General features: G+C 40.6%; 19 protein-coding genes and 2 tRNA genes. 13 read left to right on the top strand and 8 right to left on the bottom strand.

Annotation, left to right across the window (positions count from 1 at the left end; genetic code table 11):
• Window positions 1-367 precede the first annotated feature (367 nt).
• The 8 genes from pgi to PSH50_RS02210 all read left to right on the top strand — a co-directional run bounded on the left by pgi (window position 368) and on the right by PSH50_RS02210 (window position 11538).
• Complete coding sequence (pgi, locus tag PSH50_RS02245) at window positions 368-2014, top strand: glucose-6-phosphate isomerase (protein ID WP_004589177.1); 1647 nt, start codon at window positions 368-370, stop codon at window positions 2012-2014.
• Window positions 2015-2282: 268 nt separating this feature from the next.
• The gene (gene zwf / locus PSH50_RS02240; RefSeq protein WP_004589178.1) at window positions 2283-3755 is read left to right on the top strand and encodes a glucose-6-phosphate dehydrogenase; all 1473 of its coding nucleotides are present in this window, start codon (window positions 2283-2285) and stop codon (window positions 3753-3755) included.
• A 3-nt stretch (window positions 3756-3758) separates the two neighbouring features.
• The gene (pgl, locus tag PSH50_RS02235) at window positions 3759-4469 is read left to right on the top strand and encodes a 6-phosphogluconolactonase (RefSeq protein WP_273586759.1); all 711 of its coding nucleotides are present in this window, start codon (window positions 3759-3761) and stop codon (window positions 4467-4469) included.
• Between the two features lie 338 nt (window positions 4470-4807).
• Complete coding sequence (locus PSH50_RS02230) at window positions 4808-5515, top strand: SapC family protein (protein ID WP_004589180.1); 708 nt, start codon at window positions 4808-4810, stop codon at window positions 5513-5515.
• A 244-nt stretch (window positions 5516-5759) separates the two neighbouring features.
• Window positions 5760-6794, top strand: a complete 1035-nt coding sequence (locus PSH50_RS02225) for an isoaspartyl peptidase/L-asparaginase family protein (RefSeq protein WP_273586760.1) — start codon at window positions 5760-5762, stop codon at window positions 6792-6794.
• A gap of 95 nt (window positions 6795-6889) precedes the next feature.
• Entirely contained in the window at window positions 6890-10777 is a 3888-nt protein-coding gene (hrpA, locus tag PSH50_RS02220) for an ATP-dependent RNA helicase HrpA (RefSeq protein ID WP_273586761.1), read from the top strand.
• A 74-nt stretch (window positions 10778-10851) separates the two neighbouring features.
• The gene (locus PSH50_RS02215) at window positions 10852-11232 is read left to right on the top strand and encodes a PleD family two-component system response regulator (protein WP_024034218.1); all 381 of its coding nucleotides are present in this window, start codon (window positions 10852-10854) and stop codon (window positions 11230-11232) included.
• Between the two features lie 9 nt (window positions 11233-11241).
• Window positions 11242-11538 (top strand): PilZ domain-containing protein, encoded by a 297-nt coding sequence (locus PSH50_RS02210; RefSeq protein ID WP_004589184.1) that lies wholly within the window; start codon window positions 11242-11244, stop codon window positions 11536-11538.
• Between the two features lie 111 nt (window positions 11539-11649).
• On the opposite strand, the gene PSH50_RS02205 is transcribed toward PSH50_RS02210, so the two are convergent.
• Window positions 11650-12840, bottom strand: a complete 1191-nt coding sequence (locus tag PSH50_RS02205; RefSeq protein ID WP_054983075.1) for a class I SAM-dependent methyltransferase — start codon at window positions 12838-12840, stop codon at window positions 11650-11652.
• A gap of 140 nt (window positions 12841-12980) precedes the next feature.
• Between PSH50_RS02205 and PSH50_RS02200 the strand changes: the two genes are divergently transcribed.
• Window positions 12981-13637 (top strand): HD domain-containing protein, encoded by a 657-nt coding sequence (locus tag PSH50_RS02200; RefSeq protein ID WP_004589186.1) that lies wholly within the window; start codon window positions 12981-12983, stop codon window positions 13635-13637.
• 1 nt (window position 13638) lies between these two features.
• Window positions 13639-14067, top strand: a complete 429-nt coding sequence (locus PSH50_RS02195) for a VOC family protein (RefSeq protein ID WP_273586762.1) — start codon at window positions 13639-13641, stop codon at window positions 14065-14067.
• Here the strand turns inward: PSH50_RS02195 and PSH50_RS02190 are convergent.
• Both PSH50_RS02190 and PSH50_RS02185 read right to left on the bottom strand, forming a co-directional pair.
• Window positions 14064-15059, bottom strand: a complete 996-nt coding sequence (locus tag PSH50_RS02190) for a two-component system response regulator (RefSeq protein ID WP_273586763.1) — start codon at window positions 15057-15059, stop codon at window positions 14064-14066. The genes PSH50_RS02195 and PSH50_RS02190 overlap by 4 nt on opposite strands.
• A gap of 9 nt (window positions 15060-15068) precedes the next feature.
• Window positions 15069-18401, bottom strand: a complete 3333-nt coding sequence (locus PSH50_RS02185) for an MHYT domain-containing protein (RefSeq protein ID WP_273586764.1) — start codon at window positions 18399-18401, stop codon at window positions 15069-15071.
• A 309-nt stretch (window positions 18402-18710) separates the two neighbouring features.
• On the opposite strand from PSH50_RS02185, the gene PSH50_RS02180 reads away from it, so the two are divergent.
• Window positions 18711-19361, top strand: a complete 651-nt coding sequence (locus PSH50_RS02180; protein ID WP_273586765.1) for a M48 family metallopeptidase — start codon at window positions 18711-18713, stop codon at window positions 19359-19361.
• A 63-nt stretch (window positions 19362-19424) separates the two neighbouring features.
• Here PSH50_RS02180 and PSH50_RS02175 read toward each other — a convergent pair.
• Both PSH50_RS02175 and PSH50_RS02170 read right to left on the bottom strand, forming a co-directional pair.
• Window positions 19425-19509: transfer RNA gene (locus tag PSH50_RS02175), tRNA-Tyr, on the bottom strand.
• A 48-nt stretch (window positions 19510-19557) separates the two neighbouring features.
• Window positions 19558-19642, bottom strand: a tRNA-Tyr gene (locus tag PSH50_RS02170).
• A 112-nt stretch (window positions 19643-19754) separates the two neighbouring features.
• Between PSH50_RS02170 and PSH50_RS02165 the strand changes: the two genes are divergently transcribed.
• Window positions 19755-20282, top strand: coding sequence for a VC2046/SO_2500 family protein (locus PSH50_RS02165; RefSeq protein ID WP_273586766.1), 528 nt, complete (start codon window positions 19755-19757; stop codon window positions 20280-20282).
• Between the two features lie 190 nt (window positions 20283-20472).
• Window positions 20473-20775, top strand: a complete 303-nt coding sequence (locus tag PSH50_RS02160) for a DUF6172 family protein (protein ID WP_004589192.1) — start codon at window positions 20473-20475, stop codon at window positions 20773-20775.
• A gap of 128 nt (window positions 20776-20903) precedes the next feature.
• On the opposite strand, the gene PSH50_RS02155 is transcribed toward PSH50_RS02160, so the two are convergent.
• The 3 genes from PSH50_RS02155 to PSH50_RS02145 form a co-directional block, all read right to left on the bottom strand.
• Window positions 20904-21383 carry a YchJ family protein gene (locus PSH50_RS02155; protein ID WP_029774254.1) on the bottom strand — a complete coding sequence of 160 codons (480 nt, stop codon included), beginning with the start codon at window positions 21381-21383 and terminating at the stop codon, window positions 20904-20906.
• Between the two features lie 42 nt (window positions 21384-21425).
• Window positions 21426-21860, bottom strand: coding sequence for a SulA-like leucine-rich domain-containing protein (locus PSH50_RS02150; protein WP_121637664.1), 435 nt, complete (start codon window positions 21858-21860; stop codon window positions 21426-21428).
• Between the two features lie 283 nt (window positions 21861-22143).
• Window positions 22144-22599 (bottom strand): tetratricopeptide repeat protein, encoded by a 456-nt coding sequence (locus PSH50_RS02145; RefSeq protein WP_055254982.1) that lies wholly within the window; start codon window positions 22597-22599, stop codon window positions 22144-22146.
• Window positions 22600-22624: the final 25 nt, after the last annotated feature.

The following is a 22624-nucleotide window of genomic DNA, read 5'->3' as shown; positions in this document are numbered from 1 at the left end:
GCAGGAGCCGTTACTGAACCCATTAGGGAACAAACCTCGCGCCAGGATTAAATTGTTCCTAGTTTGTACATATTTTAATCCTAAAAGGTCAACAGACCCTAATTCATGAATATTTAATAAATGTTGTTTAAACTATTAAATGCTTAAAATTTGTGGGTAATTAATTCATAAAATTTTTATGATACCGGTGTCAAAAGTAAAAAATTGCGTTATTATCTGCATCATAAATTATAAAAACAGCATTTTTATTGCTTTTTTCGTTATACTAAGCGCTTGCTTTTTTACTAGCACTACGCGCAATTAGCGAAGTCTTTTTACCTAAAACTGTTTTTAAATCATTAATTTAAATATTTTAGAGGATATTTACATGTCTAATCGTTCGCAATTAGCAAGTTGGCAAGCACTGCAAAATAGTGCCGCGCAGATGAAACAAACCCATCTAAAAACGTTATTTGCACAAGATGATACACGATTTGATGCATTCTCTACTCAAATTCCGGGTGTGTTGTTTGATTATTCAAAGCAGCGTATTGATAAAACTATTTTTGCACAACTCATCGAGCTTGCTAAAGAGTGTGACATTGCCTCTTGGCGCGACAAGATGTTTAGCGGTGAAAAAATCAATATTACAGAAGAGCGTGCTGTTCTTCATACTGCTTTACGTAATCGTGCCCATACACCTTTAGTTGTTGATGGCGAAGACGTAACGCAAGCGGTTGATAACGAATTAGCAAAAATTAAAACCTTTGTAGAAAAAGTACGCAGTGGGCAGTGGGTAGGCTACACAGGTAAAGCAGTAAAAGATGTGGTAAGCATTGGTGTAGGTGGTTCAAACCTAGGCCCGCAAATGGCAACCGAAGCGCTAAAAGCACTTGCTGATGACACTTTAAATGTTCATTACGTATCTAATGCTGACGGTGTTCAAATTGCCTCTGTGTTAAAAGCAATTGACCCAGAAACAACCTTGTTTGTTATTTCATCGAAAACATTTACCACATCAGAAACCATGACCAACGCCAAAACGGCCGTTGATTGGTTTTTACAAACAGCAAAAGATGACAGCGCCATTGCTAAGCATTTTGTTGCTGTTAGCACAAACTTAGAAAAAACCGCAGCCTTTGGTATTAGCGATGAAAACGTATTCACTATGTGGGATTGGGTAGGGGGTCGCTTTTCACTTTGGAGTGCGATAGGCTTACCAATTGCGTTATACCTAGGTTATGACGCGTTTGAAGCCATTTTAGAAGGCGCATTTGAAGTAGATGAGCACTTTAAAGCCGCTCCATTTGAGCAAAATATTCCGCTTATAATGGCACTACTTAGTGTATGGAATACCAGCTTTTTAGGCTTTACGTCGCAAGCTATTTTACCGTACGACCAAGCGCTTCATATGTTACCTGCGTATTTACAACAAGGTGAGATGGAAAGTAACGGTAAACACGTAAACTTTGCAGGCGAAACCGTACCTTATACAACGGTTCCTATTATTTGGGGTATGACCGGTATTAACGGCCAACATGCGTTTTATCAGTGCTTACACCAAGGTAATGTAATTGTACCTGCTGATTTTATAGCCTCAGTTAAGCCGCAGGTAGCCGTAGATAAGCATCACGATATTTTATTATCTAACTTTTTAGCGCAAACAGAAGCAATGATGAGCGGTGTAGATGCACAGCAAGTCACAGAAGATTTAGCCGCTAAAGGTAAAACACAAGCGCAAATTGATGAGTTACTAAATCATAAAATTCATCAGGGGAATCGCCCTACAACATCTATACTGCTAGATACAGTTGATGCAAAAACAGTAGGACGCTTAATTGCGCTGTACGAACATAAAATTTTCTGCCAAGGCATAATTTTAGAAATTTGCTCATTTGATCAATGGGGTGTAGAGCTTGGTAAAGGCCTTGCCTCTAAAATTGAAAGCGAACTAACCGATGACAGCGTAAAACACGCCCACGATAGTTCAACAAATGGCTTAATCGCGTACTACAAGCAACACCGTACGCAGTAATATATTCGCTTATGTAAATAAGCAAACCGAGTACCTTTGAACGGGTAGCGCTGGAGTTCTTAGGGCCTGTATTTTTGTGAGAGGATTTACAGGACTCCTAAGACTCATTTAATTGTGCGAACAGTCAAATAATAAATAAAACGCCATAGCGTAAAACATTCAATAGGCTTTTATTAACACTAAGAGCCACTGTCATTCAAGCACTAAACCTGCATACCAAGCGGCTTATGGAAGTCGCTTTTAGGTATTACAAACGTAGAGAGTAACTATGCTTAATCCTTTTGATATTATAATTTTTGGGGGCGGTGGTGATCTTGCGTTACGCAAATTGCTACCTGCAATGTACAGAGCATATCAAGAAGGCAACTTACCAGAAGGCTCGCGTATTCTGCCTACAGTGCGTGAAGAAAGTAAGCGTGCTGACTACATAGAAACAGCACACAACGCACTGAAAGAATTTTTAAGTAAAGGCGAATTTAACGCTAAAGATTGGAAAGCATTTTCTACTTATTTAGTGCCTGTAGTAAGCAACGTAACTGAAGCTGACGACAACTGGGATGTACTTAAAGGCATTTTAGATGAGCACGACAGCAATAAATCTCGCGTATTTTATTTATCACTTCCGCCTGCTGTTTACGGCACATGTTGTGAAATTTTATCAACGAAAGGTTTGATCACACCCACTTCACGTGTGGTTGTTGAAAAGCCAATTGGTTACTGCGGCGAATCAGCAGAGGCTATCAATGGTAAAATTGCAGAGTTTTTTGATGAAGAGCAAATTTTCCGTATTGACCACTACTTAGGTAAAGAGACAGTACAAAACTTAATGGCACTGCGTTTTTCAAATTCACTGTTTGAAAACATGTGGGATGCTAAATCTATTGATAATATTCAAATTAGTTTATCTGAAACGGTAGGCCTTGAAAGCCGTGCTGGTTTTTACGATAAAGCCGGTGCACTGCGCGACATGGTGCAAAACCACCTATTACAGTTATTGTGTTTAGTGGCAATGGAATCACCAAATAAACTAAACGCAAATAGCATCCGTACTGAAAAACTTAAAGTATTAGAAGCACTTCGTCCGTTACTTGAAGGTGACGTAGATGAAAATATCGTTCGCGGTCAATACGTACCAGGGGATTTAAACGGTAAAATTGTACCAGGTTACTTAGAAGAGCTTAACGAAGGTTCAAGTAAAACAGAAACCTTTGTGGCTATTCGTGCACACATTGATAACTGGCGCTGGGCGGGGGTACCTTTTTATCTTCGTACTGGTAAGCGTATGGCTAAACGTTGTGCAGAAATTGTGGTTGAGTACAAAAAAGTATCGCACAATATTTATGAAGAGAACGTGGGTAATATTGAGCCAAACCGCCTTGTTATTCGTTTGCAGCCGGAAGAGACGATTCAATTAACGCTTATGTCTAAGCGCCTTGATAATCTTGAAATGCAATTAGAGCCGGTAACGATGAATATTGAGCTTTCTCAAGCATACAGCAACGGTTTCCATTCTGATGCGTACAAACGCTTAATGCTTGATGCTGCAGCTAATAACCCATCGTTATTTATACACCGTGACGAAGTTCGTCAAGCGTGGAAATGGATAGATCCAATTATTGAGCGCTGGCAAACCAAAGGCAAACCTGCACTTTACCGTGCTGGTAGCTGGGGACCGGATGATGCTGATGAATTATTAGCTGAAAACAACCACGTGTGGTTTAACACAGGCGATAAGGCGTAAGGCATGGCAACACTTGTTGAAAAATTTTTTGACTCAAAAGATGAGTTAACCGCTGAGCTATCACACACGCTTGAGCAATCTTTACGTGATGGCACAAAAAGTGATGGCCGTGCTGTGCTAATGGTATCGGGCGGTTCGTCTCCGGCGCCAGCGTACAAGCACTTATCAACGCTTGATTTAGATTGGCAAAATGTAGATGTTGCCATGGTTGATGAGCGCTGGGTTGAGCCAAGCCACGAAAAAAGTAACGAAGCGTTTATAAAAAGCACCTTGTTACAAAATTACGGCAGTGCCGCTAATTTTATTACCATGAAAAACGATGCAGCAACGGCCGAGCAAGGTACACAAGTATGTGAAGCCGCTTATGGCGCTTTAAAAGCACCGTATGATGTAACAATTTTAGGCATGGGCCCAGATGGCCATACAGCGTCTTTGTTCCCCCATGCGCAGGGCCTTGAGCATGGTTTAACAACACAGCAAACTGTGTGCGCTATTAATGCAATAGAAAGTGACGTGACAGGCAGCATTACAGAACGCATGACACTGACTTTAAATGCAATAGCAAACTCTAAAGTGGTTAAACTCCTGATCAGTGGTGAAGAAAAGCTAGCGGTATACAAGCAAGCTAAAGCGGGTGGCGATGTAAACGATATGCCACTTCGCGCTGTGCTAAACCACCCAAGCATAAATATTGAAGTGTATTGGGCGCCTTAATTTAGCCGCTCATTTACAGTTTAAAAAGGCAGCTTAATTAAGCTGCCTTTTTATTTGGCTAAATAACGTGCTAAAGCTATTCAAAAAACACCGTCAAACTGTTAACCAATGTTAATGGTTTTTATGGCGCTGTATTAAAATCACTCGTTATTTGTACTGTTTTTGAGCGTATTGGTTGAGTTTTTATTGTCTTTTTTTTAGCAACGCCTAGATTTAGTTAAACTTTATTTTTTCATGACGGTTGTCATAAAACTTTCCCTTCCTTTTTTCGTTCAAAAGCATTAGCCTAAAGGCATTAACAATGAAACATATATATTAAAAATAAACGGAGCAGTAACATGGCGGAGCAACAAGTACAGCCTTTACACAACGAAAAGCATGCCAACACTAAAATTCAAAACGGCATCAACGTTGAATTTATGAAAACTCAACATTTAGTGCCAGTAGTTGCACATGAGTTTGCACGCGTAGCAAATGAATTCCCAATGTCTTTTGTTAAAAACAACGAAAGCGGTACTTTCCAAGCAGTTGCAATGTTTGGCCTAGAGCCAGGCGAAAACCTGTTTGTAGAAGATGGTAAATGGACAGCAGCTTTTGCTCCTATGGCATCAACGCGTTACCCATTAGGTCTAGTAAAGCACCCTGAGCAAGATCAGTACGGTATTGTGATTGACGAAGCAAGCTCGCTTGTAGGTGAAGAAGAAGGCAACGCATTATTTGAAAACGGTGAAGAAACAGACTACTTAAAACGTCGTAAAGAGTCTTTAGTGTCTTTCATTGAGTTTTCTCAAGTAACAGAAGCATTCACTAAATACTTAGCTGATAAAGAGCTACTAGTAGCGCAAACGCTAACAGTAGACATTAAAGGCGAGAAAAAAGACATCAACGGTATTTACCTTATCGATGAGAAAAAACTTAACTCGCTTAGCGATGAAGAGTTTTTAGAGCTTCGTAAGCGCGGTTACTTAGCACCTATTTATTCGTTCTTAACATCTACTCACCAAGTAGCACGTTTAGCACGTTTAAAAGCTAAGCAAGACGCGTAATTACATACACGTTTAGTAAAAAGCGCCTGATGGCGCTTTTTTTGTGCCATTAATCTTACTCTATGCCAATTGGGTTAAAAAGTAGGGATGATGCAGGGAAATAACACCCTCGTATTTCGCATTATTATTAGGCTGTTTATTAGCTGCTTAAATAAAGCGCTAACTTAATGCCGTTGATATTAGTTGAAAAAATACGTGTAACCATTCAAAGTAAATTCAATACTAAATTTAAAAAGAGCGCACTATGAAAAAAACATTCTTATTGTCAGTTTTAGCCAGCGGCTGCTTAACACTAAGCACGCAAGTATTAAGTGAACAAGCCCCGTTTGCTATAGCGATTCATGGTGGAGCAGGCACAATTGAAAAAGCAAAATTTACCCCAGAGCAAGAAAAAGCCTACCGAGCAAAACTAGCCGAAGCTGTTGAAGCAGGTTACAGCGTACTTGAAAAGGGCGGCGAAAGTTTAGATGCAATCACCACTGCTATTGAAGTATTAGAGCAGTCGCCTTACTTTAATGCTGGGCGCGGTGCAGTGTACACTTATGATGGCAGCCATGAGCTTGATGCCTCAATAATGGATGGGCGAAACCGTCAAGCGGGTGCGGTCGCTGGCGTAAAGCACATAGAAAGCCCAATTCAATTAGCCCGCTTAGTAATGGATAACTCAGTACATGTAATGCTTAGTGGTCAAGGCGCTGAAGAATTTGCAAAAGAGCAGGGCGTTGCGCTGATAGAAAATAATATATTTGATACTAAGCACCGTTATGAAGCACTTATAAAAGCAAAGCAAAAATTAGAAAAAGAAAAAGCAACCAGCAAAAACTACCAAGCTGCGCATAAAGCCCTGCCAACAAATTATAAAATGGGCACCGTAGGCGCAGTGGCACTTGATAAAAACGGCAATTTAGCCGCAGGTACATCTACAGGTGGCATGACCGCAAAACGCTTTGGCCGCATTGGCGATTCCCCTGTTATTGGCGCGGGTACATTTGCTGAAAACGATTCGTGTGCGGTGTCGGCCACCGGTCACGGCGAGTATTTTATTCGTTACAGTGTTGCCAGTGATATTTGTGCACGCGTTAAATATCAAAATAAAAGCATTGAACAAGCTGGGGATGAGGTTATTAACCAAGTACTTGCGCCTATAGGTGGTACAGGTGGGGTTATTATTGTAGATGCTAAAGGTCATATTAGTATGCCATTTAATACCTCGGGCATGTACCGAGCAAGCAAATCGAACACACAATCAACCTTTGTGGGCATTTTTAAAAACCAATAGCGTGATATATAAGCCTTATAGGGATTGTAGGATTAACGCTGCGCGTTTATTTTGATACTATTAGCCCTCATTTATTAAATTTATAAGGTGTGCGGGTGGTAAACCTAGGTCAGTTGTTTGGCGAGCTTAAAACGTGCTTAAAAAAAGATCAGTTTATATTTAAAAAACGCTTACATGGCGTAAAAAAAATACAAGACGAGACTAAGCAGGCCAATGCCCTTGAAAAAATAGCGGCTGATATTACCCGCAGCCAGCAGCTACGTGAAAAACGTTTAGCTGAGCTGCCCGCTGTAACGTACCCTGAGCAATTACCGGTAAGTCAAAAAAAGGACGTCATTAAAGACGCCATTGCGAATAATCAAGTGGTGATTATTGCCGGTGAAACAGGCTCAGGTAAAACCACGCAAATACCAAAAATGTGTTTAGAGCTTGGCCGTGGGGTTGATGGCTTTATTGGCCATACCCAGCCAAGACGTTTAGCCGCGCGCAGTGTAGCTAACCGTATTGCTGAGGAGATGAAATGTGAGCTTGGCCAACAAATCGGTTTTAAAATACGTTTTAGCGATCAGGTCTCTAATAATACGTATGTAAAACTGATGACCGACGGTATTTTGCTCGCCGAAATACAACAAGACCGCTTTTTAAATCAGTACGACACCATCATTATTGATGAAGCCCATGAGCGCAGCTTAAATATCGATTTTATTTTAGGGTATTTAAAAAACTTACTGCCAAAGCGCCCCGACTTAAAAGTTATTATTACCTCGGCGACCATTGATCCTGAACGTTTTTCAAAGCACTTTGATGATGCGCCAATTATTGAAGTGTCGGGACGTACATTCCCCGTTGAGGTGCGCTATAACCCTATAAGCGATATAAATAAAGACGCTATGGAAGCCGAAGGCGACCAACTGCAAGGTATTTTTGATGCGGTAGATGAGCTGTGCGCTGAAGGGCCAGGGGACATTCTCATATTTTTAAATGGCGAGCGCGAAATACGCGATACCGCAGAGGCGCTCTCTAAACGTAATTTAAAACACACCGACGTATTACCACTTTATTCGCGCTTATCTAACGCAGAGCAAAACCGTATATTTGCCCCGCATTCGCGCCGCCATATTATTTTATCAACCAACGTGGCCGAAACCTCATTAACAGTGCCGGGTATTCGCTATGTAATAGACCCAGGTACAGCGCGTATTAGCCGTTACAGCTATCGTACTAAAGTACAGCGTTTACCTATTGAGCCTATTTCTCAGGCAAGTGCGAACCAACGTATGGGACGCTGTGGCCGTGTTGAAGCGGGTATTTGTATACGTTTATACTCGCAAGATGACTTTATATCTCGCCCAGAATTTACAGACCCAGAAATACTGCGCACTAATTTAGCCTCTGTTATTTTGCAAATGTTGGCATTAGGGCTTGGCGATATGAGCGAGTTTCCGTTTGTACAAGCGCCAGATAGTCGCAATATTAACGATGGTTTAACCCTACTTGAAGAACTTCAGGCGATTAAGCCGAGTAAAAAGCGCCATCAAACGAGTTTAACGCAATCAGGGCGTGAGCTTAGCCGCTTACCGGTCGACCCGCGCTTAGCTAAAATGGTGTTGACGGCTAATAAGCTCGGTGCACTACGAGAAGTTATTATTATTGTGGCAGCGCTATCGATTCAAGACCCCCGAGAGCGCCCGCAAGAAAAACGCGCCGCAGCGAACGAAAAACACAGTCGCTTTGATGACCCTGACTCAGATTTTATTGCTTTTTTAAATCTTTGGAATTACCTAGAAGAGCAGCAAAGTGAGCTGACAAATAGCCAGTTTAGAAAGTTGTGCCAAAAAGACTTTTTAGCTTATATGCGTATTCGTGAGTGGCAAGACATTGTTTATCAAATAAGCACTGTGTGCAACGAAATGAAAATTAAAGCCACCACGCAAGTGGCAGACTCTGAGCTAATACACAAAGCGCTACTGAGCGGCATGTTAAGTCACATAGGCTTTAAAGACGAAAAGCAAATATATAAAGGCGCTCGCAATAGCCAGTTTCATATTTTTCCGGGTTCTGGGTTATTTAAAAAGAGCCCCAAATGGATTATGTCGGCAGAGCTGGTAGAGACCAGTAAACTATACGCACGTATTAATGCAAAAATAGATATTAATTGGGTAGAGCCCCTTGCACAGCATTTAGTAAAACGAAGCTATTCTGAGCCGCATTGGGAGAAAAAACCAGGCGCTGTTATCGCGTTCGAGCAACAAACCTTGTACGGCTTATTGGTGGTTAATAAACGCCGCTGTGTGTATAGCAATATAGACCCTAAAGTTAGCCGTGAGCTGTTTGTACGCACCGCCCTTGTAGAGCAAGAGCTTGGCTTAAATGAGCAATTTTTAGCGTACAACCGCGAGCTAATAGAAGATATTCAGGTGCTTGAGCATAAATCGCGACGTCGCGATATTTTGGTTGATGAGCAAACGTTATTTGAATTTTACGATAAAAAAATACCTAAAGAAATCAACAACCGTGCAGCCTTTATTAAGTGGTATAAAGCCCAAAAGCAAAAAGATAAACGCTACCTATACATGACCCGTGAAGAGCTTATGCAACACGGTGCAAGTAATATTACTGAGTTTGATTACCCTGACACATGGCAGCAAGATAATATTATTTTTCCGCTGAGCTATCATTTTGATCCAGGACAAGCTGTTGATGGGGTAGCTGTACAAATACCGGTAGCACTTTTAAACCAAGTGCAAGAAACCGGGTTTGATTGGCACATACCTGCCTTTAGGCATGAGCTAATAAGTGGTTTAATTAAATCGTTACCTAAGTCGTTACGTCGTAACTTTGTACCTGCTCCCAATTACGCTGATGCTGTACTGGCAGCCATTGAACCTATGCAAGGCAGCTTACTTGATGCACTTACTACACGCTTACTAAGAATGACAGGCGTAAAAGTAGATATAGAAGCGTGGGATTTAAACGCACTGGCGCCTCATTTAAGATTGCAGTTTGAGGTGCGTGATGAGCACGACAAATTGCTTGCACGTGGGCTAGATTTAGCAAAACTAAAAGCACAGCTGCAAGGTAAAGTAACTGATACGCTATCAAAGGTGGCCGATAAAGGCATTGAAAAAGCCGATTTAACACAGTGGGACTTTGGCGCTTTGCCTGCCTCGTACGTTAAAAAGCAAGGCCAATACGAAATAAAAGCTTACCCAGCGCTGGTAGATAAAAAATCCACAGCGGCAATTGAGCTCTTTGATAGTGAAGAAAAAGCCCAGCAGGCGCATCAGCAAGGTTTACGGCGTTTAGTTTTATTAAATGTGCCGTCGCCAATAAAGTACCTTCAGCAAAACTTGCCTAATAAAGCTAAACTGGGCTTGTACTTTAACCCGTTTGGGAAAATTGCAGATTTAATTGATGATTGTATTGCCGCTGGCGTAGACAGTTTATTAATAAAGCATGGCGATATACGCGATGAAAACGCTTTTGATAAAGTTAAAGAGCAAATTAGGGGCGAACTAGGCGATGCTGTGGTCGAAATTGCCACCCAGGTTGAACAAGTTTTAAGCATTGCTCACGCGTTACATAAAAAAATGAAAGGGCGTGTCGATTTAACTATGATAACTGCCCATGGCGATATAAAATCGCAGCTTGAGTCACTTATCTTCAAAGGGTTTGTGAGCGCTCACGGTGCGAATAAAATGCCCGACCTAATTCGTTATTTAAAAGCGATTCAAAAACGTTTAGAAAAACTGCCTGTTGATCCTAACCGCGATAGACTGTGTGTTTTAGAACTTGAAAAAGTAGCGCAAGAGTACAAAAAGCTCGTAAATAAAATTCCAAAAGGCTTACCTATTCCGCAACAGGTAAACGCTATTTTTTGGATGCAGCAGGAGCTTAGGGTGTCACTGTTTGCGCAAACCTTAGGTACCCCATATCCTATTTCTGCAAAACGCGTTATGAATGCGATAAAAGAGATAGAATAAAACTTGCATTTTCTATTAAGCTTAGTACCTTAATAGAAGGATTTATTTTTGGTTGAGAAGGAAGCGACATACCTATGTCCTCATCGGTTGAACATAAGATTAAGCGATTGTTAGTTGTAGATGACGAGTATTTTAATTATGAAATGCTTAAATCTGCCCTGACCTCAAAATTTGATGTTAGTTATGCTGACTCGGGTAAAAGCTGTTTGGCGTCTGCCATTGCTAACCCGCCGGATATTATTTTGCTTGATGTATGTATGCCTGGCCTCGATGGGTATGATACATGTCGGATGCTTAAGCACACGCCTGAAACTAAAAATATACCTGTTGTTATGGTTTCGGGCTTAGAGTCGCCCTCGGAAAAGCAAGCTGGCTTTGATGCAGGGTGTGATGCCTATGTAGTAAAACCGTTTTCGATGGGTACTTTATTTGAGCAAATAAACACGGTTGTTTAAAGGTGATGCATGTTTACTGAAGATAAGCGCAATTTTAGACGTATGCAGGTTAATACTCCTGCGCAATTAACAACAATAGAGCCTGTTGCTGGGCTTAATTATACCGCAGAATGTGTTGATTTAAGTGCCACTGGGTTATCACTACATTTAGATGACTTGCTTGAGCTCGATACTTTGCTACAGGTTAATATAGAGTCGACTCACCCAAGTATTGCCTCTTTAAATGCAACGGCTAAAGTTATACGTGCTAGCAAAGAAGATGATGGCACCATTACCGCAGGATTAGAAATAGTTCAGTTTAATTAAATTGAATTGAATTGAATTGAATAAACACCTAGCGGCTGGCTTTTGCTATTGCGGGTGTTAAATAACGTTCGATTTTATTACCTACGTCCTTGTAGGTAATAACAATAATTTTTAGTAAACCTTACAAATCAAGCCTTTTAAGTAAAAGCCTTCAGGGTAACTGCCAGCAATAGGGTGATCGGCCGCTTGATTTAAACGCTCCATAATCAATAGCTCTTTACCTGCATCTAGCGCAGCGTCTGCTACCACTTTTTGAAACAAGTTTTGCTCCATTAATCCAGAGCACGAGAAGGTAAGTAATGTACCGCCTGGTTTTAATATTTGCATAGCAATCATGTTTATATCTTTATAACCACGACATGCACCGGTTAACTGCGCTTTGTTGTCTGCAAATTTTGGTGGGTCCATCACAATAGTGTCAAACTGTTTGCCTTCCTCACGGTATTGGCGTAATAGCTTAAACACATCTTGTTTTACAAAATCGACTTTATTTAAATCTAAGTTATTGTGCTCTACGTTACGCTTAGCGGTATCCAGTGCTGGTTGTGATACATCAACATTAGTGACGTGTTTACAGCCACCACGCAGTGCGTAAAGTGAGAAAGTACCTGTGTAGCTAAAGCAATTTAATACGGTTTTATCTTTTGAAAAGCGCTCAAGTGCTGCGCGGCTATCACGTTGATCCAGGTAAAAGCCTGTTTTATGACCTTCTAAAATGTCTACTTCAAGCTTTAAGCCATTTTCTTCAATAACCACCGGCTCTGAAGGTTCGTTGCCCCACAGTACACCCTTAATAGGTTCTAAGCCTTCTTTGGTGCGCACGTCTACATCTGAGCGCTCATAAATATTCGCACCAGGAAAAATAGCCATTAACGCGCCTACAATTTCACCTTTATGGCGCTCAGCGCCGGCACTTAGTAATTGGCAAACTAAGGTGTTATCAAACTTATCAATGGTTACACCTGGCAAGTAGTCAGACTCAGCAGCACACAACCTAAAGCCAGTTAAACCGCCTTCGGCTATTGCATGCTCGCGGGCATGTAAAGCACGGCGTAAGCGACGCTCAAAAAAGTGTTGGTCTATTACTTCTTTTTCATCAAAGCTCCACACACGCGCTCTTATTTGTGAATGAGGGCTATAAGCAGCGGTGGCTAAAAACTTACCTTCGCTGTCGTGAATGGTGACCGTATCACCTAGGCCTGGTTTACCTTTAATTTTTTTGATGGCTTTTGAAAATAACCAAGGGTGTTTTCTTTTTAATGATTTTTCGCGACCAGCTTGTAGGTAAACGGCAGATGACATAAGGCTTCTCAGTTGTAATAAATAAGCGCTGTATTTTAGTCAAGCATAGGGCAACATACAATGAATGTTTTGCAAGGGAGGTGTAAAGCGCGTTAAAGTACGGATAATTCTCATATAAATTAGTTTTTTGGAACATCACTGTGGCCAACACTGCTTTAAGCCCTGAGTTACAACAGCTTGATTCTCAATGTCGCTCATTTATTACTTCGTTAATACATGCCGATGTAGCACACGACATAACGCATATTGAACGCGTAGTGCGTGTTGCCATTCAATTATGTCACGCCGAGCAAGCCAATATGAATATTGTTTTGCCAGCGGCGTGGATGCACGATTGTGTTGCGGTGGCAAAAAACCATCCCGATAGGGCAAAAGCATCTACCATGGCGGCAGATAAAGCGATTGCGTTTTTAAAATCAATTAATTACGACGCATGTTTGTTTGATGATATTCATCATGCTATTGCTGCCCATAGCTTTAGCGCCAATATAGCGGTTAAAACTGTAGAAGCGCAAATCGTGCAAGATGCCGATAGAATGGATGCACTCGGTGCAATAGGCGTTAGCCGTTGTATGAAAGTAGGGGGCTCTATTAGCCGCTTACTGTATAACCCTGATGACCCATTTTGTGTTAACCGCGAAGCAGATGATAAAACCTATACCCTTGATCATTTTTTTATTAAATTGCTTCATATTGCTAAGAGCATGAATACGCCCTCAGCTAAAGCCGAGGCAGAGCGACGCACAGAGTATATGTATGCGTTTTTAGAGCAGCTAAAATCAGAAATTGGTCAATAATATGAGCGCTCCTTTATTATCGGGCATTGATCATTGCCACCTTAATGTTGAAAACATCCAAGAAGCGCTAAAGTGGTACAAGCAGGTACTAGGCTTTAGCGTAGTTGAAGAGCTTGCCTTTTGGGATGAAAATGGCAAAGGGCCACTCACACTTGAAGATAGCGCAAAAACAACGCGTTTAGCGTTATTTGAAGGACAAGGGCGAAGCAAAGGTATTGCGTTTGCAGCCACCGGTGCACAGTTTATTTGTTGGGTTGATTATTTAAATGGCTTAAACATAAAAACTGTACTGGCCGATCACAGTGTAACGTTTTCGCTTTATTTTAAGGATAACAGTGGGAATAGCCACGAAATAACCTCTCATGACTACCCGCACATAAAAGCGGTATATGGTGATGTAAAACAAGGCTCACGCACGCGCAATACTTAGTGTTGCTCTTGATATGTGTTTTTAATTGCGATTATAGCATCTAGCTTATTTACAAATAAATTGATGAGGTGGGGGTCAAAGTGTTTACCCGCTTGTGCTTGCATATGCTCAAGCGCCTCTTCTACACCCCAAGCCTCTTTATACGGGCGTTTTGAGGTAAGGGCATCAAATACATCTGCAATAGCCACAATACGCCCTTCAACCGATATTTGTTCGCCTTTTAAACCATAAGGGTAGCCACTGCCATCCCACTTTTCGTGGTGCTCTATAGCCAGTTTATGGGCAAGTTGTAATAGCGGTGATGAGGAATTTGCTAAAATTTGTGCACCAATAGTCGCATGCTGTTTCATGTGGTCAAATTCGTCAGGGGTTAATCGCCCAGGCTTTAATAAAATAGCATCCGGAATACCTATTTTACCTACATCGTGCATAGGGGCTGCTTGGCGAAGTAGCTCTGCTTGTTGCTCACCCATGCCAAATTCTAATGCTAATAATTTACTGTATTGGCTCATCCTAGCAATGTGCTCGCCAGTGTCTGTGTCTTTGTACTCTGCAGCGCGGCCTAACCGATGTACTAAATCAACATGGGCTTGCTTTAATTGCTCGGCTTGTACAAGCGATAAATGCGTTTTAACACGTGCGCGCACAATCGCAGGGCTAATAGGTTTAGTAATGTAATCAACAGCACCAAGTTCAAAGCCTTTAAACTCATCGCTTTCATCACCCAAAGCCGTTACAAAAATAATTGGGATATGCGAAAGCGCGGGTGTGCTTTTAAGTATTTCGCACACCTCAAAGCCATTCATATCGGGCATCATGATATCGAGTAATATAAGTTTAGGCTGTTCTTTTTCTAGTAGCGCAAGTGCTGCAGCGCCCGATTTAGCAAAAGACATACGGTATTGATTACCTAATACTTCTCGCATGACTTTTAAGTTAGCAGGTTCATCGTCAACGATTAATATACGTGGTTTGTCGTTGCTAAAATCCATTCAATATTCTCATTCTTGGGTAAACTCTTTAATTAGACCGTCTAGCAGGTGTTGCGCCTGATCAAAGTCAAATTCATCAAATGCGTTTACAACCTCATTTATTTGAGTTTGTAAGTGTGCAGGGGCGTTATTTTCAAGCTGCGCAAGCAAATCATCGTTGAGCTCGGCGCTTTGCGCTTCATGGTGCAGCGTTTCACACAGTGACTTTAATTCAGCCGCGTTTAGCGTGCTTTTTTGCTCAGTATTTTCACTCTCAGCAGGCGTGATTTGTGCGCACTCATCGCCTGATATTAATTGCGTTATTGTTTCTAACTCGTCTTTTATTTGTGTTACTAACGCTGTAGATTGCTCAGAAGTTTGCTCACGCTCTAAATTGGCTAATAAAGTCATTAATGTTGTTAGGCCTAAATTACCGGCGACCCCTTTAAGGGTATGTATCAGACTATTGGCGTCTTTAATCTCAGATAACTTACTGTTAAATAAAATATCAAATCGTTTATTGCTGTCATTTATAAATTTGGCAATTTCGGTTAACTGCTTGCATTTATTACCCCAAAGCATCACACCTTTTTCAAAGTCGATGTGTTTAGCCTCAGGGTCTGATTGGCTAATAACCATATCTTTAGCAATACCTAAGCCAAGCACCTGGGCAATTTCTTGGTTAAGCTGATTTATATCTATCGGCTTATTAGCAAAGCCGTTCATGCCGGCACGTTTAGCTGTGAGTTTATCTTGCTGTAGGACGCTTGCCGTTAACGCAATAATGGGGGTAAATTTAAGCTGCCTTTGCTTTTCTATGGCTCTAATTTTTGTGGTTGCTTCTATGCCATCACACTCAGGCATATGAATATCCATTAAGATGACATCAAAATCTTGTTTCTCGAATATTGCAATAGCTTCTAAACCGTTGCTTGCTTTGCTTACCAAATGTTGATCTTTAGAAAGTAATAACGAAAGCAGCTCGGTGTTTTGCTCAATATCATCCACCACAAGTACCCTTAGCGATGGTAATTGAGTGTGCAGGCCATCGAAATGGTCTATTTTTTCTGCATCGCCTTGTTTAAGCGGTAAAGAGAAGTAAAAGCAGCTACCTTTGTTTTCTTCACTGACTAGGTTTATAGTGCCGCCCATTAGCTCTACTAATTGTTTACTAATGGTTGTTCCCAGGCCTGTACCGCCAAAGCGACGAGTAGTGGTGCCATCGGCCTGAACAAACGGCTGAAATATAGCTTTAACACGGTCTTTGGCAATACCTATGCCGGTATCTTGCACTTCAAAAAAGAGCTGATCAGTTTGCGTAGTACTTACAGTTAGCTCAACCGAACCTTGCTCGGTAAATTTAATAGCGTTACCGATGAGGTTAGTTAAAATTTGCCTTAACCTATCTGGGTCGCCATAGTAAGTTGTGGCAACAGAATCTTTAATGTTCAATTTTAAACGCAAGTCTTTCTTTTTTGCTTCAAGCCAAAATGTCGAAATAATGCTATCGAGTACTTGTTTTAAACTAAAGTGAACGGGTTCAATAGTTAGCTTTCCGCGCTCAAGTTTTGCGGTATCAAGCACTTCGTTAAGTAACCTTAATAATGAACGCGCCGCATTATTAACTGTAACCAAGTGCTTTTGCTGTTCTTGGTTTAGCGGAGTGTCCATCAGTAGGTCGCTAAAACCGATAATAGAATTCATCGGCGTGCGGATCTCATGGCTCATATTAGCCATAAAAGATTGCTTAGCGTGCGCTGCTTCTTCAGCTTGCAATTTTGCCTGCTCAAGTTTGTCTTCGTATTCTTTTTGTTCTGTAATATCAACCAATACCCCATCTATCCACTGCGGGTTATTATCTTTATCACAGGTAATACTGCCTTTATCTAATACCCAGGCAACTTTGCCGTTACGGTGGCGAATACGATACTCTACCGAGTACTTTAAACTTGAGGTCATGGCTTGCGCTACGGCTTCGTTTACCGCTGGCTGATCTGTTTTTAAAATAAGGTCGTTAAGTTCAATGCAGCTTTCTGTGAACTCTTCTGGCGTGTACCCTGTTAGCTCAGCCACTGTTGGGCTGATAAATAACATGCTCCAGTTTTCGTCGTACTTACAGCGAAAAGCAGCGCCAGGCATATTATCCATTAAAGAGCGGTACTTTTGCTCTTTTTCAATAAGGCTTTGCTGCATAGCGCGTTGTTCGGTTAAATCGGTGATAAAGCCAACATATAACGGCATATGGCCTGGCTGATTAACTTCCCCTATACCTAAGCGAATAGGAAAAAGGTGGCCATCTTTGTGTTTGGCAGACACATCCCTATTTATACCAATTACTTTTCCTAGATCTACATTTTTGGCGTGAGACAAATAGCCATCATGGTGGCGAGCGATTTCATCGGCCATCAGCATTTTTACATTATGACCTTGAACTTCGTTTTCTCGCCAACCAAAAATTTTGCTGGCAGCTTCGTTAAAGCTCAAAATAATGCCGGTGTGATCTATAGTCACAATGCCATCAATAGCAGTGCCTAAAATAGCATTTAGTCGAGATTCATCCGCCGATTTTTCCTCAAGCAGTAAGCGGTATCTAACCATGCCATTTATAACTGCAATGACACAGGTTATAGCAACGGTCGCGGTAGCTACGGCAATAGCCACAAAAGCAAGCTCAGTGGTTGACTCTTCGTAATCGGGTAAAAGCGGAGAGGTTGCAACAAAGCGGGTAGCAGCCATACCCATATAGTGCATACCTGCCACCGCTGAGCCTAAAATAACAGCGGTAATAGCGCGCGCTTGCAGTTGTGATAAATTAGGTAGCAAACGCGTTAAATGATAACGCGTAAAAAGTGCTATGAACGATAAACCAACAGCGACCACAATTGATAAAGCAAATATGATTGCATCGTAACGTAGTAACGGGGCCAGCTCCATTGCTGCCATGCCGCTGTAGTGCATTGTACCAATGCCTGAGCCTAGTAAAATAGAGCAAATAATAAGGTGTTTGTATGACCCTTGCGATTTTACTAAAATCGAAAAAGCGTACTGACATGCAATAAACGCCGGTAAAAAAGACAAGACGGTAATGATTGGGTCGTAGTGTATTTCTGTGCATAACGAAAAGGCCAACATACCTATAAAATGCATACTCCAAATACCGGCCGATAAAACAGTGGCACCGGTCACATTGGCTAAGCGTTTATAGCTTTCGAATTGCGTTTGCTTTGCTACATCAACCAACCAGATCGTAAAAAAGGCAGCAAAAATAGCGGTAATGACCGATAAACTAACCAGTATAGGGTTATATGCACCGTTGATAATGAGGCTCGGATCGTGGTCGGTTATAAAAAATGCAGACAGCATAGTGGCTCAAATTAGTATCTTTATTGAACTAGTTTAATAGATTTATTTTATAAATAAACTGTTAATCTAATAATTTATATTATAAATCAGTGAGGTTACTTTTTAGCATTAAAGTATTAACATGCGTAGCGTACTTTATTAATAAGACGTGATTTTGCGTAAATAAAAATAATAATAAACACTGAGCCCATTTATTTATCGCTAAATAACTGCATTGATTAAATAAGGCTTTATAATACGCTTTTATTTATATTTAGAGCATACACCTTGTTTGAGTATCAGCTAAAACGCAGTGCAAGGCGTAAAACAGTGGCAATAAAAGTTAGCCAAAAATTAGTTACTGTTTATGCGCCTACACACGTGCCAAAACTACAAATAGAACAATGGCTGTTTAGTAAAAAAGAGTGGGTAACTGCGCAATTACATAAACAACTTAACGCCATTGATACTCAACAACACCCGTTTAAAAACCAGCAAATAATGGTTTTTGCTAAGCCATATACCATTACTTTTGCAAAAGGGACACGCTCGTATGTTCAGCAATCTGATAGCGTATTTACTATTTACACTTCTAATCGAGTAAAAAAACAGCCTGAAAAACGCAAGCAGTTACTTTGCCTTGCCCTTGAAGAAACGCTAACAAACTACATTGAAATGCGTTTAGCTTATTATTGCCAACAGATGTCAGAAGCATTACCGACTAAATTGACGATTGGAAGTTATAAACGTAAGTGGGGGAGTTGTAATTCTCGGCGAGAGCTAACCTTTAGCCTTAACCTTGTTGGGGCGCCTCATCATATAATTGATTATGTTATTGTGCACGAATTGGCTCATTTAAAGTATTTGAACCACAGCAGCGCTTTTTGGAAGCGCGTAGCTAAATTTTATCCCGATTATAAATCTGCATCAGCATGGCTTAAAAACCACGGGGCAACATTACAATGGGTATTTGATAATTAGTCTAAAAATGAAGTTTTAAATAGTAATGAAAAAGGAATAGAAAAGGATACTGAAGATAAGAAGTGGTGGAGGGAGCTGGATTCGAACCAGCGAAGGCTGAGCCGTCAGATTTACAGTCTGATCCCTTTGGCCGCTCGGGAACCCCTCCACACTATTTTGTTACATTTGGCCCCACTTAACTTAGCGGTAAGAAAAGTGGTGGAGGGAGCTGGATTCGAACCAGCGAAGGCTGAGCCGTCAGATTTACAGTCTGATCCCTTTGGCCGCTCGGGAACCCCTCCAATGCAACGGCGCTGATAATAGCAAACTGCGTATTTAAGTAAAGAAAAAAGCTAAAGAAATTTGAAATAAAGCCGATAAATATCTATCAGTTATCATAATCGGCTAAAGACTATGCAAATCGATGATTTGTTAATCACAGAGAGTCAACTAAAGACCAGGCTAAATAAAAGTGTGCATGAAAATCGCAGAGGCGAATTCTCACTTTTATTAGCGATGCTATCGCACGATGCGCTGGATTTTAGTCAATTTCACTTGCCAAAAAGTGAAACGCATAGTGCTTATGTAGACGAAGAACAGTTAAGGGAGCGCTTTGGTGCTGGACCAAAGCAATTATTAGCTCCCGAAAAATTTGATATGACCATAGGGCAAGAGCACGCGTCGGTGATTGTTCAACAAGGCGAACAAGCAGGCATGAAAGCAATAAAATTAAGCCACTGCTTAAACCCTGAGCCACTAGCGATTAGAGATGACAAGTTACATATTCCTTTAACAGTAATCGATAATTGTGAACTATCAGTACGCAGGCGCTTAAATGACACGTACACCGCGCTTGCAAGTCCACAAATGGACGCCGCAGCATTTTATGACGATTTAACTAATGAGGCTATACATAAGCCATTGCTTGTTGCTAACGCATAAAAATAATTTAACACTTGTGCGTTTTAAAAGCCTAAAACACCTTATATTTAATAACCGGTTATGCAATAAAATAGAACAATTCTTTTTTTGTTTAAAAAAAGCATCCACAAATTAAATGCAATTGCTATAATGGCTGCAAATGGTATGACTTGAGTGCCATTATCATTAAATCAAGGTAATTAGGAACGTAATGAAGAAAACATTCACGCTAAATCATGAGAAAATCAAATACCCTCGTATGGTTGATGCTGCAAAGCATGAAGTGAAAAAATATTTGAAAAGAGAGCGCAATAAAACGCTACCTGTTGAAGCTGATTACTGGGCGTTTGACTGTAAGTTTGGCACAAGTGCCGATGATGCCGAAGTTGTTCACGTAGCTGAAATTAACAACAAGATCAGCGAAATCGAAAAGCAGGCGCTTACTTCATTCTATGTTGAGATTTTAGCTAGACCTGCGCAGCGTGAATCGTTCGATCTAGATGATGATGAATAACCAATAGCATATTGTAGAAAATGGACCTAGATGGTCCATTTTTTGTTTATGGCAGTTATTAACATGTTTAGTGGTATAGAGTAGCGCTTAAATAAAAAGCTATTGTTATGCTAAGTGTTTAGCTTATTTTATACACTGTGACACTTTTTATATTTTTTACCGCTTGCACATGGGCAGGGGTCGTTTCTGGCAACTTTTATATCGGCGACCGGATTAATAATTCCCTCTAAATAACGCCATTCACCGTCCTCTTTTATAAAGTCTGATTTCTCATCCAACTCACAATATAAGTTTTGGTAAAAATAATACGCGTTAAAGGCAACATAACCTCGCTCATCACTTTGCTGCGTATCGCGCACAACTAATTTTACAAAGCGGCAGCTATTAGCAAAGTCAGCAATTTCATTTACTGGGTTTTGTGCTTGTTTTTCTTTGGCGTAAGTTTTAAATACATAAGATGCATTTTTTAATGCATAAGCACTAAAGCGCGAACGCATTAGTTGCTCAGGTGTGGCTGGGGTTTTTATATCAAGATGATAAGGCTGGCAACAGTCGCCATAATTAAGCTGACTGTTGCATAAGCAAGCGCTAGTACTGGTTACACTCATAAAATACTAATTAACATAAATTAAAAATGTATTTTACCAAGCTTATTGAGTAAGTGATATTGCTGTAGTACTGGTTTTTTTAGTAAAGCAAAATAGCTTAGCGCTTCTTTTGTCTAAATTAAGCGATAAATTAACAAGCTGCTGTTCACTTACTATATCTGTCCACGTAATAATGGCTGCAAAGTTACCATTATGAAGTGCTGAATTAAGCACATACTCTAAATTTACTAAATGCTTTTGTCTTATTACAAGCAGTTTACTGGTATCTATAGAGCAGCTATCTAGCAAGGCTTTACTAGGCACATGGTCGGGCGCAATCAGTAAGGTCCACGCGTTAGAGCTATTGTATTGGTGCAACACTTTTAGCATTTCAAACGTAGCAGAAATTTCATCTTCTACTTTTATTAAGTTTACCGACTCACTTTCATTATGTTGTTGGTAGCTTTTAACGGTTCTTACGGTAATTGGCTGTAGCATAGGTCTCACTCACTGGTTTTATATACAGTATGTGTATACAGTAGTTTATACAGTTGTTGTGTGCAAGCGTTTTTTGTTATTTTTTATACAATTAATTGTTTTAAAAAATAAAGAATAAAAATAACACTTTAAAAACAAACGGTTAAAATTTAAGGCGTGTAGGTGAAAGCTGAGGGTGTTTGCAGTACTGTATAAAGTGTAGCAGCGCTATACAGTACTTAAGGGATGGCTATACAGTTATTTCAGTGTGTTTTACAGTGCTTAGCTGTTAGCTATACAGTAGTTAGTCATTTTTTGGGATTAAGTGGGCAAACTGAATTTGGTGGATTTGCTCATACAAACTAGCTGCATAGCACTGAGCGTCTTTAAGACGTTTGGTGTCGATATATTTTCTTAAATCATCTAAAGCAGCGGTTGCCGGTTCATAGCCTTGGCTGCTGGCTAAACTTAACCATGCTGCTGCGTGAAATACGCTTTTTGGTACGCCTTGGCCTTTGACAAAAAATAACCCTAAATAAAACTGGGCGCGATGATTTCCGGCCATTGCGGCGAGGCGCATCCACTTAGCTGCCAACGGTGCTTGGTTATGCTTTAAATAATACAGTGCTTTGTTAAGTGTTGTTTGCTCACTTACATCACTATTGTTTTCAGCGCTGTGGTTTGTAGGCTGTGTTACAAAATCTAAAATATTGTTTAATTGCTGCTCTAAGTCTTGTCCGCTAGGCTGAGTCTTATTCATATATTTTCTTTTTTATAGTTTCTAC

Source organism: Pseudoalteromonas sp. Angola-7 (genome assembly GCF_028599255.1).
Lineage (GTDB): Bacteria > Pseudomonadota > Gammaproteobacteria > Enterobacterales > Alteromonadaceae > Pseudoalteromonas > Pseudoalteromonas atlantica.
This window is presented reverse-complemented; position numbering and strand designations above follow the sequence as displayed.

Bases quoted from the DNA above. Each gene is read 5' to 3' on its own strand.
- PSH50_RS02150 (WP_121637664.1), bottom strand. From the start codon at position 21,860: ATGCTACAGCCAATTACCGTAAGAACCGTTAAAAGCTACCAACAACAT.
- PSH50_RS02195 (WP_273586762.1), top strand. From the start codon at position 13,639: ATGAGCGCTCCTTTATTATCGGGCATTGATCATTGCCACCTTAATGTT.
- PSH50_RS02205 (WP_054983075.1), bottom strand. From the start codon at position 12,840: ATGTCATCTGCCGTTTACCTACAAGCTGGTCGCGAAAAATCATTAAAA.
- PSH50_RS02190 (WP_273586763.1), bottom strand. From the start codon at position 15,059: ATGGATTTTAGCAACGACAAACCACGTATATTAATCGTTGACGATGAA.
- PSH50_RS02160 (WP_004589192.1), top strand. From the start codon at position 20,473: ATGAAGAAAACATTCACGCTAAATCATGAGAAAATCAAATACCCTCGT.
- pgl (WP_273586759.1), top strand. From the start codon at position 3,759: ATGGCAACACTTGTTGAAAAATTTTTTGACTCAAAAGATGAGTTAACC.
- PSH50_RS02145 (WP_055254982.1), bottom strand. From the start codon at position 22,599: ATGAATAAGACTCAGCCTAGCGGACAAGACTTAGAGCAGCAATTAAAC.
- PSH50_RS02230 (WP_004589180.1), top strand. From the start codon at position 4,808: ATGGCGGAGCAACAAGTACAGCCTTTACACAACGAAAAGCATGCCAAC.
- PSH50_RS02155 (WP_029774254.1), bottom strand. From the start codon at position 21,383: ATGAGTGTAACCAGTACTAGCGCTTGCTTATGCAACAGTCAGCTTAAT.
- PSH50_RS02215 (WP_024034218.1), top strand. From the start codon at position 10,852: ATGTCCTCATCGGTTGAACATAAGATTAAGCGATTGTTAGTTGTAGAT.
- pgi (WP_004589177.1), top strand. From the start codon at position 368: ATGTCTAATCGTTCGCAATTAGCAAGTTGGCAAGCACTGCAAAATAGT.
- PSH50_RS02210 (WP_004589184.1), top strand. From the start codon at position 11,242: ATGTTTACTGAAGATAAGCGCAATTTTAGACGTATGCAGGTTAATACT.
- PSH50_RS02165 (WP_273586766.1), top strand. From the start codon at position 19,755: ATGCAAATCGATGATTTGTTAATCACAGAGAGTCAACTAAAGACCAGG.
- zwf (WP_004589178.1), top strand. From the start codon at position 2,283: ATGCTTAATCCTTTTGATATTATAATTTTTGGGGGCGGTGGTGATCTT.
- PSH50_RS02185 (WP_273586764.1), bottom strand. From the start codon at position 18,401: ATGCTGTCTGCATTTTTTATAACCGACCACGATCCGAGCCTCATTATC.
- PSH50_RS02225 (WP_273586760.1), top strand. From the start codon at position 5,760: ATGAAAAAAACATTCTTATTGTCAGTTTTAGCCAGCGGCTGCTTAACA.